Origin of the sequence: Streptomyces sp. MnatMP-M17 (genome assembly GCF_900091995.1) — a bacterium.
In the GTDB taxonomy this organism is placed as follows: Bacteria; Actinomycetota; Actinomycetes; order Streptomycetales; family Streptomycetaceae; genus Streptomyces.
In genome coordinates this window covers 1-12,396 of record NZ_FMDK01000034.1, presented here as the reverse complement: position 1 = coordinate 12,396, position 12,396 = coordinate 1, and the positions used below count along the sequence as shown (strand labels likewise).

The 12,396-nt window shown below is 63.6% G+C and carries 18 protein-coding genes; 16 read left to right on the top strand and 2 right to left on the bottom strand.

All coding sequences use genetic code 11. The features are described 5' to 3' along the window. The first annotated feature begins 713 nt into the window (after positions 1-713). Positions 714-1,166 carry a hypothetical protein gene (locus tag GA0115259_RS02020; protein WP_093589899.1) on the top strand — a complete coding sequence of 151 codons (453 nt, stop codon included), beginning with the start codon at positions 714-716 and terminating at the stop codon, positions 1,164-1,166. Between the two features lie 82 nt (positions 1,167-1,248). Here GA0115259_RS02020 and GA0115259_RS02015 read toward each other — a convergent pair whose 3' ends face one another. Next, the gene (locus GA0115259_RS02015; RefSeq protein ID WP_093589896.1) at positions 1,249-1,716 is read right to left on the bottom strand and encodes a hypothetical protein; all 468 of its coding nucleotides are present in this window, start codon (positions 1,714-1,716) and stop codon (positions 1,249-1,251) included. 269 nt (positions 1,717-1,985) lie between these two features. Between GA0115259_RS02015 and GA0115259_RS02010 the strand changes: the two genes are divergently transcribed. From GA0115259_RS02010 to GA0115259_RS39915, 7 genes are read left to right on the top strand one after another with little or no spacing between them, the layout of a single operon-like run. Then, positions 1,986-2,279, top strand: coding sequence for a hypothetical protein (locus GA0115259_RS02010; protein WP_093589893.1), 294 nt, complete (start codon positions 1,986-1,988; stop codon positions 2,277-2,279). A 1-nt stretch (position 2,280) separates the two neighbouring features. Next, on the top strand, positions 2,281-2,436 hold the full coding sequence (locus GA0115259_RS39925; RefSeq protein WP_176732397.1) for a hypothetical protein: 156 nt from the start codon (positions 2,281-2,283) through the stop codon (positions 2,434-2,436). Next, on the top strand, positions 2,436-2,744 hold the full coding sequence (locus GA0115259_RS02005) for a hypothetical protein (protein ID WP_093589890.1): 309 nt from the start codon (positions 2,436-2,438) through the stop codon (positions 2,742-2,744). Before GA0115259_RS39925 ends, GA0115259_RS02005 begins: the two co-directional genes overlap by 1 nt. Continuing rightward, entirely contained in the window at positions 2,741-2,953 is a 213-nt protein-coding gene (locus GA0115259_RS02000) for a hypothetical protein (protein ID WP_093589887.1), read from the top strand. Before GA0115259_RS02005 ends, GA0115259_RS02000 begins: the two co-directional genes overlap by 4 nt. Continuing rightward, positions 2,950-3,138 carry a hypothetical protein gene (locus tag GA0115259_RS01995; protein WP_093589884.1) on the top strand — a complete coding sequence of 63 codons (189 nt, stop codon included), beginning with the start codon at positions 2,950-2,952 and terminating at the stop codon, positions 3,136-3,138. The genes GA0115259_RS02000 and GA0115259_RS01995 overlap by 4 nt, the downstream gene beginning before the upstream one ends. Next, complete coding sequence (locus GA0115259_RS39920) at positions 3,135-3,308, top strand: hypothetical protein (protein WP_176732396.1); 174 nt, start codon at positions 3,135-3,137, stop codon at positions 3,306-3,308. The genes GA0115259_RS01995 and GA0115259_RS39920 overlap by 4 nt, the downstream gene beginning before the upstream one ends. 23 nt (positions 3,309-3,331) lie before the next feature. Beyond that, entirely contained in the window at positions 3,332-3,505 is a 174-nt protein-coding gene (locus GA0115259_RS39915; protein WP_176732395.1) for a hypothetical protein, read from the top strand. 62 nt (positions 3,506-3,567) lie between these two features. Here GA0115259_RS39915 and GA0115259_RS01990 read toward each other — a convergent pair whose 3' ends face one another. Continuing rightward, a complete protein-coding gene (locus tag GA0115259_RS01990; RefSeq protein ID WP_093589881.1) occupies positions 3,568-3,777 on the bottom strand; it encodes a hypothetical protein in 210 nt (69 codons plus the stop codon). Between the two features lie 71 nt (positions 3,778-3,848). Between GA0115259_RS01990 and GA0115259_RS01985 the strand changes: the two genes are divergently transcribed. The 8 genes from GA0115259_RS01985 to GA0115259_RS01950 all read left to right on the top strand — a co-directional run bounded on the left by GA0115259_RS01985 (position 3,849) and on the right by GA0115259_RS01950 (position 12,396). Beyond that, positions 3,849-6,062, top strand: coding sequence for a type IV secretory system conjugative DNA transfer family protein (locus tag GA0115259_RS01985; RefSeq protein ID WP_093589878.1), 2,214 nt, complete (start codon positions 3,849-3,851; stop codon positions 6,060-6,062). Between the two features lie 166 nt (positions 6,063-6,228). Beyond that, positions 6,229-7,065, top strand: a complete 837-nt coding sequence (locus GA0115259_RS01980) for a replication-relaxation family protein (RefSeq protein WP_093589875.1) — start codon at positions 6,229-6,231, stop codon at positions 7,063-7,065. Positions 7,066-7,099: 34 nt separating this feature from the next. Beyond that, complete coding sequence (locus tag GA0115259_RS01975) at positions 7,100-7,693, top strand: DUF2637 domain-containing protein (protein ID WP_093589902.1); 594 nt, start codon at positions 7,100-7,102, stop codon at positions 7,691-7,693. Positions 7,694-7,764: 71 nt separating this feature from the next. Next, entirely contained in the window at positions 7,765-8,133 is a 369-nt protein-coding gene (locus GA0115259_RS01970; RefSeq protein WP_093589873.1) for a helix-turn-helix domain-containing protein, read from the top strand. Positions 8,134-8,147: 14 nt separating this feature from the next. Next, a complete protein-coding gene (locus GA0115259_RS01965) occupies positions 8,148-8,798 on the top strand; it encodes an ImmA/IrrE family metallo-endopeptidase (protein ID WP_093589870.1) in 651 nt (216 codons plus the stop codon). Positions 8,799-8,809: 11 nt separating this feature from the next. Next, the gene (locus GA0115259_RS01960; RefSeq protein WP_093589867.1) at positions 8,810-9,037 is read left to right on the top strand and encodes a helix-turn-helix domain-containing protein; all 228 of its coding nucleotides are present in this window, start codon (positions 8,810-8,812) and stop codon (positions 9,035-9,037) included. Positions 9,038-9,195: 158 nt separating this feature from the next. After that, positions 9,196-10,440: a tyrosine-type recombinase/integrase gene (locus tag GA0115259_RS01955; RefSeq protein WP_176732394.1), complete on the top strand. Its 1,245-nt coding sequence runs from the start codon at positions 9,196-9,198 to the stop codon at positions 10,438-10,440. A 135-nt stretch (positions 10,441-10,575) separates the two neighbouring features. After that, the gene (locus GA0115259_RS01950; protein WP_093589861.1) at positions 10,576-12,396 is read left to right on the top strand and encodes a recombinase family protein; all 1,821 of its coding nucleotides are present in this window, start codon (positions 10,576-10,578) and stop codon (positions 12,394-12,396) included.

Below are 12,396 nucleotides of genomic sequence, written 5' to 3'. Positions count from 1 at the left end.
GGACGTGGCAGGTCACCGCTGGCCTGTACCTCCGTCACGGCGGCCCTTGTCGCGAGTGGCATCACTCGCTTGTGCACCTCGGCGCTCGCCTTCGGCCCGCAAGCTGGACTCGCCGTACTTGGTTTCGGTCGTAGGCGACTGCTGCTGGGGCTCTCCGGCCGCGCCATGCACGGTGGCGGCGATGCCAGCGGCGGTGATAGCTCCCTTGACCGCGTTGCCGACGGCTCCACGACCACGACGGCCGCCACCCTGGCGACGCCTCGCGCTGCTGCACCCCTTGCAGGCGCAGTCGGACAACGGGTTGTCGAGAGTCTCGAACTTCCCCGTGTATTCGTTCTTGTGCCGGACGGACATAATCGCCGTCCTCCTTCCCCGCATAGTCGCGGACAGAGGAATGGACGTGCGAGATTCGCACGATTCACTGCCACGGACTTGACCGGGCGGAATTCGCGCTACAGGTGCAACTTGCAAGATCGCACCTGTTCTCAGTGGGCGATTATGAACGAAAGTAAGAATTAAGCAAGCATAAGCTTCCACCGCGCCGCCGCCAACAGCGTGCCCGATAAGTGTAGCCATTGACTAAACTGTCTATTCATGATTAAACATATATAGTCGACCTGCTCCTTCTTTGGTAGACGCCCCTCTCGCCTGAGCTGCAATCTGCTTTGTGGCTCACGCGAGGGTGGATGGTCTGCCCGGGAAGTGAGCGGCAGATGGACGACGATTACAGGCGACGCCTCCTTAAGTTCGGCGTGACGCCGATGGCCGAACAGGCGGCAGCCGCATTGCGTGCGCTCCTTCCGACCGAGGACGGTACGGTCATGTATCTCCTGGTTGAGAAAAGGATGGACCGCTGGCTCTGCGATGCTGCGCTCCGTCGCCGTGTCGGAGGAACCGGATGGAAGGACACGCCCCTCAATCTCACCAATGAGCGCGCGGCGGCGGCCGAACTCCTTATGGCCGCAGGGGCATATCACTATTTCCTGATCCGGGGCGCATGGCGATACTGGCATCAGCGCAATCCGAACTGCACGTACGCCCCTGATCTTCCTCAGTACGGGAAGAAGGCAGTGCGGGTGGTATCCCTAGACGTCCGACAGCAGTTGAGAATCGAGATCGACAGCCTGAGCTACCCGAGTCACAAGGTGCTCAGGGTGTTCCCCTGAAGATCGAGAACACAACTCGCTATCCGCCCGCCGACCCGGAGAAATAATAGGTCGGCAAGTAACCCGAGGGCTGGATCGCATATCAAGCCGCCGGGTTACTTTCTTTATTGCCTATTGTGCCGGTGGGTGCCGATGATCCTTCCATGAGGCCGCGAATGGCAATCGCCAGCTCCAGCATGAGGTCATTCCAGATGTAGCTTCGCCGAACAGTGTCGGCTTGGATGCCGTAGGGGCTGAGGATTGCTCCCGCCTCTTCCCGGCGTCGTTGAAGCGTCGTCCGGTCGAAAGTCGGCGTGAAGGCGCAGAGAACTTCCAGGGCACGTCCGGTTGGGCCGCCCAGCGCAGCACAGGCACGCCGAATGAGATTTTCCGACTCTCTGGCTCGGTCGTCAGCCTGCATCTCGGGATAGTGCTCCGGTGGATACAAGAGAGACGCCAGCTCGTCGGCGTAGGTGTAGAGCGCGATCGCGCGCACGCCCCGGCGCTTCCTGAGCGCTCTGTCGAGCTGGAACGCGATGGTCTCTGGGGTGGTGGCACCTGCGTCCGTCACGGCGATCCCCCGTGGTCCAGGGAGGCCGCGCGCGGTCCGGTCTCGGTATCAAACGCAGATGCGGCTGACTCCGACCCGGTCTAGCGAGGGTCTACGGAGCGAAATCAGACCACCTGTACCGCACCGGACGGAGGACCCTCGTGTCTCGGTACGTCCCTCGATGATGCCAACTCTCTGCCACTTCTGTCCACAGACTCTTACCGCCCAGCCCAGGCAGCCTCCTTGCACCAGCCCCGGTCAACCCGACCGGCGGCGCGAAGGGAGCAGCCATGAGCGAACTCGACTACTACGGCAGCAGCCCGCCGACCCTGCTCACATCCAACGGCCGGGCGCTGGCCCGCGACCTGGCCGCCGTACGGCGAGCGACCAGCATCGGGCTGGCGAAGGGCGACGGTCTGGCCGCGTTCGCCGACCAGGCCATGAGCAACCTCACGGCCCTCGACCGGCAGCGGCGCTTGCTGGCACGCGGTGACGAGACCCTGAACAACCTCCTCATGGAGGTCGAGATCGGTCACGTCATGTGCGTCATCAACGAGCAGCGCGGCATGTACCGGCGGTACTGACATGGCCGACATCGACCCGGAACTCATGGACGAACGAGTAGCCGCGCTGGACGACAAGCTCGCGGACTTGCTCGCCGACATCGAGGCCACCTGCGTGACGTGGGCTCTCGGCCTGGCCGGCGCCGTGGAGCGACCGGCCAGCCCCGAGGAGGCCTGATGCAGTTCATCGCGGTCCTTCTCATCGGGACGGTCATCCTCGCCTACGCCGTCGCCCTGCTGGAGCGCTACGGCCACTTCTTACTCGTGCTGACCGGCGAAGTCCTCCTCGGCCTGCTCGCCCTGGTCGTCCTGGCGCTCGTTGTCGGGGCCGCCTGGTCGTGGTTCTGCCACTGGTGGGAGCTGCGACAGGTCCGCAACGCCGCAGCGAAGGCGATCCAGCGCACCACCGCTCACTACGAACAGTCGCGGGCCGAGATGGAACAACTTGCCCGCCTCTACCACCTCCGAAAGGGGATCACCCAATGACGTTCACCGCCTATTACGTCCTGCTCGCTCTCGAACTCGTCGCCCTGGCGGTTCTGGTCGTGCCGCCGGTCGTCGCGGTCATTCGCATGGACAACGAGGCGACCACTGAGCGCCAGGCTGCCAAACGGCGAATCGCCGCCCGCGAGTTGGCAGCCGCCAAGCTCCCCGCCGCGCCGGACAACCCGCCCGACCCGAAGGAGCTGACATGAGCGGACAGATGACGCCGGAGCAGGTGTCCAACCTGGTCACGATCGGCGCGCTCATTCTGCTGGTCGTCGCGCTCCGCATCACGGGTCGCTGGGCCTGGAACAAGTGGCTCAGCGACGTGCCCGACGACGGTCTGACGCAGGAAGAGCGTGACCTGCGTCTGGTGCAGCGCAGGGGGCAGCGATGAGCCGCCACCAGCCGTACCGAGGGGCGCATGGGCGCCGCTACCAGGCCGTCATGAAGTCGTGGCGACGCCTGCGCCTCGCCGAACCCGAGGCAACAGTCCGCTATCGGTCCCGGCGCCGGCATCTCCTTGAGGAGCTGCGCGCGCTCGACCTCGAAACCTACGAGTACTAGGGACGGCCATGCACCGTCCAGGGATGTTCAGCAAGCTCCTGACCGGCGTGTTCGGTGCGCTGCTGCTGGTGCTCCTGGTGGCCGGGGTGGCGCGAGCAGCCTACGAACTGCTCGCGCCGCTCGTCCCCATCCTCATCACCTTCGTGGCTCTCGGAGCCGTGTACTGGTTCATCTTCCGCGGCATCCGCCGTCGTTGACTCTGACCTGGAGTGCTGCGGAATCAACAGCCGTCCATCTGGCGGCGCGGCGGCTGTAATTTCTACGGCTCGACCGCGCCGCCCGTCAGCTCCATAACAACAAGAAGGGAGTGCATCCGTGTTTTCGCAAGCTCGGCTGCTTCGCGCAGCCCTAACCAACGGAAAGGCTCCCTATGAACAAACCAAGAAAGAAACTTCGCGTCATTGGCGAACGCCGCGCCCAACTCGACGTTGCCCGCTTCGCTGACGCGCTCATCGCCCTCGCGCTGCACCGGCTGAGCGCAGCCATCGAAGCCGACTCGGCCGCTCCTTCGGGCGCTCGGGTCGATCAGGAGCGGCCGTCATGATGCTGGCCCTCCTCATCGCTGCCGGTGGCCTCACGATTCTGGGCCTGATTATCGGCGCACGCTGGCTCGACGCCTTGACGTGGCGTCGTCGGCTGGTCGCCTACCAGCTGCGGCTACCGTCCGGCCTAACGGCCGAACAGGTGAGCGGGTGGCTCGGGTCCGTCGCGGCCGACTCCCAACACTGGCCGATCGGCATCGAGATCGAGGCCGCGCGGGACGGCATTGCCTTCTACCTGCTCATGAGCCGGTCGCACGAGACGAGCACCCTTGCCCGGCTCCGCTCGGCACTCCCCGGCGTACGCGCCGACCTCTCACCTGACTACCTCGCGTCGCGGCCGGCGGTGCGCGCGGCGAGAGAGTTCAAGCTGACCAGCTCACAGCGGCCCTTGGCATCTGACCGTGCTCAGGCTGCCGTCACCTCACTGCTCTCCGGTCTGCATCCCTTTGCGTACGGCGAATCGGTGCGCGTGCAATGGCTGCTGTCGGGTGGCCGCGTCTCCCTGCCAAGCAAGGAGGAGGCGGGCGAGCTGGCCCGCGCGGTGCGCGCCAAGAACGCCGCTCCGGTCTTCAACGCCGTGACTCGCGTCGCCGTGTCGGCACCGTCGCGCGCTCGGGCTGGGAACCTGCTCGTCCAAGTGACCAACGCCTTCAAGATGCTGGACGCTCCAGGCGTCTCGGTCTTGCCGCGGCTGCTGCCGCTGTCCACGGTGACCGAACGCCTCTACCGGCGAGCCGTACCTCTCACCGTCTGGCCGATGCGCCTCAACACTGACGAAGCTGCTGGACTCCTCGGCTTCCCGCTCGGCAACCTGCACTTGCCGGGGCTGGAACCCGGCCGCGCCCGGCAGCTACCACCGCCTCAGGACATGGCCCGCTCGGGCCTGGTGCTCGCTGCCAGCAACTTCCCCGGCGCCCAGGACCGCCCCTTGGCTCTCGCTACTAGCGACCGGCTTCGCCACCTGCACCTGATCGGGCCGACCGGCGTCGGCAAGTCCACGCTCATCGCCAACGCTGCGCTCCAGGACATCGAACGCGGTGACGGCCTGGTGCTCATGGACCCTAAGAGCGATCTTGTGTCCGACGTCCTGACCCGCGTACCGAACGCCAGGACGAAGGACGTGATCGTCCTCGACCCGTCCGCCACCGACTTCCCGATCGGCTTCAATGTCCTGCAGGTCGGTCGCAGCGAGCACGAGCGAGAGCTTGTGGTCGATCACGTCGTGCACGTCTTCTCGGAACTCTGGCGTTCGTCCTGGGGACCGAGGACGAGTGACGTGCTCCGTACCTGCCTGCTGACGCTCACCCATACACGCGCCGCGGACGGTTCCGCCTTCGCGCTGACCGAGGTTCCCGAGCTGCTGCTGAACCCGACCTTCCGCAAGTTCGTCACGGCACAGGCCGGCGTCCCCGACTCCGTGCGTAGCTTCTGGGCAACCTACGAGCGAATGAGTGAAGGCGAACGCACGCAGGTCATTGGCCCGAGTCTCAACAAGCTGCGCAGCCTGACCACTCGTACGTCGCTCCGCCTCATGCTCGGCCAGAGCAGCGGCATCGACCTGGCCGACGTGTTCACCAAGCGTCGCGTTGTCCTGGTCGCCCTCAGCAAGGGCACGGTCGGCACCGAAACCGCCCACCTACTCGGGTCGCTCCTCATGGCCGCGCTGTGGCAGACCACCTTGGCGCGTGCTGCCGTTCCGGCCGACAAGCGCCGACCGGCGTGGGCCTACCTGGACGAGTTTCAAGACGTGTTGCGGCTCGGGACAGATGGCGAACTGGCCGACATGCTGGCCCAGGCGCGCGGCCTCGGTCTGGGGCTGACGTTGGCGCACCAGTACCTCGACCAGCTTCCCCGCCAGGTACAGGCCGCCGTCCTGGGCACCGCCCGATCGCAGGTCGCTTTCCAACTTGACCACGACGACGCCCGCGCCCTGGAGAAACGCTTCGCCCCGGCGCTGACCGCAGCCGACCTGATGGGCTTGCCTGCGCACGAGATCGCCATCCGGCCGAGCATCGGCGGCCAAACACGACCACCAACAACCGGACTCACGCACCCGCTCAGTGAGCCGACGCATGATCCGATCGTGCTGGCCGAGCAGAGCCGTCAGCGCTTCGGCGTGGCTCGGGCCGATGTCGAAGAAGCACTCCGCTCCCGCATCGAGACCCCGGCGGCGGGCAAGATCGGCCGGACGCGGCGCGGGGGTGCAGCGTGATGGCGCGTCGCGTTTGGGGCTTGGGGTTCGGGGTCGCGGGAGCGAGCGGCAGTGTTGGTATCGCAGTTGGTTTCGCTCCCCACCTCAATTCCCATCCCTCCCTGTCAAAGCCCCGTTTCCGTTCTCCAGCGCCAGCGAAACACCTCGTCCCCACGGGGGACGAGGTATGACTACTCCTCGCCTCCCTCGCAACCAGCGGCTCGGCACGGCCCGCGTCATGGCCTTGACCGAATCGCTGACCGACCGCGAGTGGTCGATCCTCGGCACGGTCAACCGGCTCCGGCTGGCAACGGGCATCCAGATCGAACGTCTGCACTTCGCGGACCTCACGGGCAAGAGTCGGTCGGTCGTCCGATGGCGGGTGCTCAAGCGGCTGGTCGACGCCCAGGCCCTCATGCCGCTTGCTCGTCGCGTTGGTGGCAGCCTCCGCGGTTCGGGACAGCTCACCTACGCCCTGGACACCACTGGCGAGCGGCTGCTACGACTGCGCCGCAACCTGTCACAGAGCAAGGAGCGCATCCGACGACCGGGGCCGATCGGGGATCGGTTCGTGGCGCACACGCTCATGACGAGCGAGCTGTACGTGCAGATGGTCGAGCGCTCCCGAGCCGAGAGCTTCACCCTCGATGACTTCCAGGCCGAGCCCGCCGCATGGTGGCCGAACGGGGCCGGCGGATGGATGAAGCCCGACGCCTACCTGTCGGTGTCCGCAGGCGAGTTCACCGACCACTGGTGGGTGGAGGTTGATCTCGCCACCGAGGCAGTGCCGACCTTGCGCGGCAAGTTCCTCGCCTACATCGACTTCGTAGCACTCGGGCAGCTCGGCCCTGGCGATGTTGTGCCGCGCGTCCTGGTCACCGTGCCGACCCCGGAACGACGCGACGTGATGGCCAGTGTCATTGCCAAGCTCCCCGCACCAGCCGACGAGCTGTTCGCCGTGGTGCTGCACGACGAGGCCGTGGGTTGGATCACGGCGGAACTCAGCGAGGTCGCTCATGAGTAGGTCACGTCCCCGCGACTGGTGGGTGATCGCAGGCATGGCGGTCACCGCGTGCGCTGCGGCCGTCAGCAGCTTCTCGGGCCTGCGCTCGCTGGCAGCGGCGACCGGCTGGCCCGAGACGTTGAGCCCCCTGCTGCCGTTCACGATCGACGCCTACGCCATGACTGCCACCCGCGTGTGGCTGTCGAGCGCGACCGGTTCGCGGGCGGCCCGCCGCTTCTCGCGCTGGAACGCGATCGGCGCTATCGGGCTGTCGCTGATCGGCAATGCCGCCTGGCACCTCATCGCCGCGAAGGTGCTCACGGTGACGTGGCCGATCGTCGTGCTCGTTGGTGCCGTCCCGCCTGCTGTCCTCGGCCTGCTCTCGCACCTGGCCGTCCTCCACGGCCAGGACGACGAGGACGAAGCCGGGCCAGTCAGTACCGAGCTGGACGAGCACCAGGACGCCGCGGACGCCGGCGGGGACGACCTCCTTGAGGCGGCTCGCGTCGCTGGCGACGCCCACCGCGCTGAGCACGGCAAGCCGATCACGCGCGATGAGCTGCGGAAGGCGCTGCACGTCAGTACCGGACGGGCCAGCGAGTTGTTGCGAAATATACGTGAGCTACCAGAGACGAACGTCTCCAATTAGTTGATGTTGTCAATTAAACTGTCCCATTTCTGGGACAGTTCCTTTATAGTCATTTGCGTAAGGGGAAAGAAATGAACGAAACCAATCATTCCATCGCGGAAACGCTCGGGCAGTACCTTGAGCAAGGCCGCCAGGAAGCCGGATTCACTTTGCGGGAGCTGGCCTCGGCCAGCGGGGTTCCAAAATCAACGTTAGATCGGATTCTCAAGGATCAAGTAGAGAGTCCACCCATAGAGCCCGTCCAGCAGCTCGCCCGCGTGCTGGAGCTGGACGAAGCTGAAGCATTCGCCTACATCGGCGTGACACCTCCAAGCGGCCTTCCGAGTATCGCTCCCTACTTGAGAGCCAAACATGGGCTGCGAGGGCAGGCGTTAAGCGATGCGGCACAGGAGATTCAGAACATCATCAACAAGTACGACGGTGTTCCACCAGACAAGTAAGAAAGGACAACGACATGCATACATTCATCATCAAGAAGTTGCGGGCGCTTATGCCAACTCGCCCGCTCGAACTACATGAAGCCAGAAGCATAGCGGAGCGCCAAGCCACGTTACTCTTGGAGCTTCTTGGGCAGCGCGGACCGACTGTTGACGTCAGCCTTATTGCCGATCTTCCCCGCATCGAAGTCAAGGTAGAGCCAAATTTGAACCTTGGTGGCATCTCTGGCTTCTCCCAATGGAGTCGTGGCCGATGGCTGATCGTGGTCAACCGCGACGAAAATGAGAGGCGCCGACGCTTCACGCTGAGCCATGAGTTCAAGCACGTTCTCGACCATCCGTTTATCAACGAAATATACAAAGGGCTTGGCGCGAACGACGAAGAACGTCATCGCATGACTGAGCAAATCTGCGACTACTTCGCAGCCTGCCTCTTGATGCCGCGTAACTGGCTAAAGCGAGCCTGGGCTAGCGGTATCCAGAGTCCGGCGGCGCTCGCAGCGATGTTCAACGTCTCCGAAGTCGCCATGAAAATCCGTCTTCGCCACCTACGGCTTATCGACTCACCGACTCGTGCAGTTAGCTTGAGCAGTCTGGCTCGCCCCGTTCGTAGCTACTTCAGGCGCGGTCCGGCGATACAGTCCGATTTTTATCCAACGATAGTTTAAGGAGGATGTCTATGACCAACAGTTATCTACCAACCTACTTCCGCACTGCGGCCGAAGGTGCCGACGAACTGCTCACTGTGGCAGAATCTTGCGCCGAGTTGCGCGTCAGTAAGTGGACTCTGTATCAGTACATTCATTCGCGCCAGCTTGCGAGTCTCAAGATTCGCAGTCGCCGCCTGATCCCGCGCAGCGCTCTTCGCGCCCTCGTTGAGAAGCTAACGATCGAGGCAGCCGCGTAATGGCCCGGCGAAACGCAAACGGCGAGGGGACCTTCTATAAGCGCAAAGATGGGCGCTGGGAAGGCGCGATCCGGGTTGCGACGATCAGCGGGCGCAGCAAGCGCATCCGCAGATATGGAAGTACGCGAGCTGAGGCACGCCAAAAGATCATGGAGGCGATGTCTCAATCAGCACTGGGCGTGCCGATGGCCGATCGCAACTGGCGTCTTGCCGAATACCTCGAACACTGGCTTGAGGATATTGTTCGAGTGAACCGACGCCCAGCCACCTATGCTCAGTGTGAGAGAATTTCGCGGCTCTATTTGAAACCCGCTCTTGGCAAGTTTGACATGACGAAATTGTCTGTGCCAGTCGTGCAAGATTTCCTAAACAGGAGCCTCGCCGAGGGGCACTCGGTTCCGAACGTGCAGGTAATCCGCAAGGTGCTCAGCGCCGCACTTACAAGTGCTCAACGCGAGGAACTCGTAAACAGAAACGTCGCGCGCCTAACTGTGCTCCCGACCTACGAGCACGAAGAAGTGAAACCTTGGTCTCCAACGGAAGCCAAACGCTTTCTTGAGGCCTCGCGCGCGAATGCTTTCTACCCCGCATTTCTGCTGCTTGTACTGTACGGCCTGAGACGGGGTGAGGTGCTTGGTCTGCGCTGGTGTGACATCGACTTCGATAACAACGTCCTGCACGTGCGGCACCAACTTGGCCGCGTCGGGCGCGAGCTTCAGCTTGGCCCCGTGAAGACCAAGGCGGGACGCAGACCCCTACCGCTAGTCAGTTTCATAGCTGACGAGTTGATGAATCACCAAGCTGTTCAAGAAGCTCGGAACGTATCAATCGCTCCAGAAGGTCTGGTCTTCCCAGCCGCAGACGGAAGCCCGCTCGAAGCATCGGTGCTTGTGCGCACCTTCAAGCGAATATGCAGAGAGAATGGCTTGCGTGTTGTGCGAGTCCACGATTTGCGACACGGGTTTGCAACCACGCTGAAAGATCTAGGAACTCCGGTGCGTGATGCGCAGCTGCTCCTTGGCCACGCCCGCGTGACCACTACGCAAGAGATTTACCAGCATGACAATATGGCGCAGCGCCAATCGGCTTTGGAACGAGTGGTGACCGAGCTTGTTGGCCAACCAAAAAGCGATACCGTTTGGTATCGCCTTGGTGCTAGCCGTAGCCGTCAGATTGGCCGTCAGGCAGCAGATTTTGTATCAGTAGTTACGTCGTCTATATCTGGTGCGGGTCGGGGGACTCTAACCCCCGGCCTCATCCTTGGCAAATCTTCCAATGATGCCTTGGCTCAACGCCTGACCTCGGTAGACCAGGTTACGCAAGCGTGCAGACGGACGTGGAAGCTCGGCTGCGTTGCCGTCAAAATGGCCGTCAACGATTCAGTCCTGGAGCTTGCAGCATGACCCGCCAGGCCAATCGCCGTGAACGCGGCCCTCCAGTCCGCCGGATGCGCTCCCTCCCTATTTCGACAACCCGAAAGGAGCCGGTCTTGAACCCGCTCATCACAGCTCAACGACCACCCACGAAGGGACGGCGTTATGCGCATACTCCTCGACCCGACCCAACCATTCCCCGAAGACACCAAGTTCGCCGTCAGCTACCTCCGCGTCTCGACCAAGGCGCAGACAGAAACCGGCTACGACGAAGAGGGCCTGTCCATCGCGGCCCAACGCGAAGCCAACGAGAGGAAGGCCGAACAGCTCGGCGCGGTCATCGTGGCCGAGTTCGTAGACGCGGCTGAGTCTGCCAAGACTGCCGACCGTCCCGAGTTGCAAGCGATGCTCGGCTTCATCCGCGAGCTGGGCGTCATCAGCTACGTGATCGTGGACAAGGTTGACCGGCTCGCCCGCAACCGTGAAGACGACGTGCTGATCAACATGGCCGTCCGTAAGGCCGGAGCACAGTTCGTCTCCTCCAAGGAGAACATCGACGAGACGCCCTCGGGCAAGCTCCTGCACGGGATCATGGCGAGCATCGCGGAGTTCTACTCCGCAAACCTGGCCAGCGAATCCAAGAAGGGTACGAGACAGAAGGCCAAGTCCGGCGGCACGCCGGGGCACGCACCGCTTGGCTACCGCAACGTCCGGGAACGCATCGACGGACGCGAGATTCGCACGGTCGCTGTCGATCCCGAGCGAGCGCCGCTCATCCAGTGGATGTTCAGCGCGTACGCCACCGGGGACTGGACCATGCGTCAGCTCACCGCCGAACTCAACCGGCGGGGACTGCGCATCCCGGCCACAAAGAAGCTCGCGGAACGTCCGCTGCGCTACCAGCACGTCGACAAGATGCTCGTCAACCGCTACTACATCGGCTTCGTCAGCTACGAGGGCATCGAATACGAAGGCCGGCACCCGGCGCTCATCGACACTGTGACCTTCGAGCAAGTGCAGGCCGTTCGGACCGCTCGCGCTGCGGCACGGGAGAAAGTTCAGAAGCACCCGCACTACCTCAAGGGCTCGATCTTCTGCGGCCGGTGCCGAGGTCGGTTCGGCGTCATGAACGCCAAGAACCGCTGGGGCACGGTCTACCCGTACTTCTACTGCCTCGGCCGAGCCAAGAAGGAGGACTGCACGCAGTCAACGATCCTGATCGCTGATGTCGAGGTGGCCGTCGAGGACTACTGGTCTCGCATCCAGTTGTCTGAGAGCCGAATCACCGCGATCCGTGAGCAGGTCATGGCCGCGCTTGTCGGCCGCCAGCACAGCAACCGAGCCGAACTCGACAGACAGGAGAAACGCCGGAAGACACTGCAAAACCAACAGCTCAAGCTGATCGAGATGCGTTACGCCGACGCCATCTCGCTCGAACACCTGAAGTCTGAGCAGGAGCGCATCACCCGCGAGCTTGCCCAGGCACAACAGATCATCGACCAGTGCTCGACTGAGATCGAGGCCGTCATAAAGGTGGTCGAGGAGGCACTACTGCTCTGCGCCAACGCGCACCGGCTGTACCTCAGCGCACCGCCCGATGTCCGCCGACAGCTCAACCAAGCCGTCTTCGCCCGTTTCTGGATCATGGATGACCAGGTGCAGGGCGCGGACCTCACTGAGGGCTTCGCCCACCTGCTCGACCCTGGCATTGCCGCAGGGCTGACAGAGCCGAGCAAGGACAAAGCCGCGAAGATCGAGAATCGCTCGCGTCCCGCCAAGGGTCGCGGACGGTCCACCGGCGCACAACGCGCCGACCTGGAATTGGTGCGGCCCAGGGACGCCATACAGCGGCCCCACGGCCCCCTTCCCGCCGATACGACGAACCCCGGACCCAACCGGGACCGGGGTTCAAACGTGACCGTTTTGGTGTCCGAGGGGGGACTTGAACCCCCACGCCCGATAAAGGGCACTAGCACCTCAAGCTAG

Coding starts and splice junctions, on each gene's coding strand:
- GA0115259_RS01955 (WP_176732394.1), top strand. CDS start 9,196: ATGTCTCAATCAGCACTGGGCGTGCCGATGGCCGATCGCAACTGGCGT.
- GA0115259_RS01980 (WP_093589875.1), top strand. CDS start 6,229: ATGACTACTCCTCGCCTCCCTCGCAACCAGCGGCTCGGCACGGCCCGC.
- GA0115259_RS02010 (WP_093589893.1), top strand. CDS start 1,986: ATGAGCGAACTCGACTACTACGGCAGCAGCCCGCCGACCCTGCTCACA.
- GA0115259_RS02020 (WP_093589899.1), top strand. CDS start 714: ATGGACGACGATTACAGGCGACGCCTCCTTAAGTTCGGCGTGACGCCG.
- GA0115259_RS39915 (WP_176732395.1), top strand. CDS start 3,332: ATGTTCAGCAAGCTCCTGACCGGCGTGTTCGGTGCGCTGCTGCTGGTG.
- GA0115259_RS02000 (WP_093589887.1), top strand. CDS start 2,741: ATGACGTTCACCGCCTATTACGTCCTGCTCGCTCTCGAACTCGTCGCC.
- GA0115259_RS39920 (WP_176732396.1), top strand. CDS start 3,135: ATGAGCCGCCACCAGCCGTACCGAGGGGCGCATGGGCGCCGCTACCAG.
- GA0115259_RS01970 (WP_093589873.1), top strand. CDS start 7,765: ATGAACGAAACCAATCATTCCATCGCGGAAACGCTCGGGCAGTACCTT.
- GA0115259_RS01960 (WP_093589867.1), top strand. CDS start 8,810: ATGACCAACAGTTATCTACCAACCTACTTCCGCACTGCGGCCGAAGGT.
- GA0115259_RS02005 (WP_093589890.1), top strand. CDS start 2,436: ATGCAGTTCATCGCGGTCCTTCTCATCGGGACGGTCATCCTCGCCTAC.
- GA0115259_RS01995 (WP_093589884.1), top strand. CDS start 2,950: ATGAGCGGACAGATGACGCCGGAGCAGGTGTCCAACCTGGTCACGATC.
- GA0115259_RS01975 (WP_093589902.1), top strand. CDS start 7,100: ATGGCGGTCACCGCGTGCGCTGCGGCCGTCAGCAGCTTCTCGGGCCTG.
- GA0115259_RS01985 (WP_093589878.1), top strand. CDS start 3,849: ATGATGCTGGCCCTCCTCATCGCTGCCGGTGGCCTCACGATTCTGGGC.
- GA0115259_RS01950 (WP_093589861.1), top strand. CDS start 10,576: ATGCGCATACTCCTCGACCCGACCCAACCATTCCCCGAAGACACCAAG.
- GA0115259_RS39925 (WP_176732397.1), top strand. CDS start 2,281: ATGGCCGACATCGACCCGGAACTCATGGACGAACGAGTAGCCGCGCTG.
- GA0115259_RS01965 (WP_093589870.1), top strand. CDS start 8,148: ATGCATACATTCATCATCAAGAAGTTGCGGGCGCTTATGCCAACTCGC.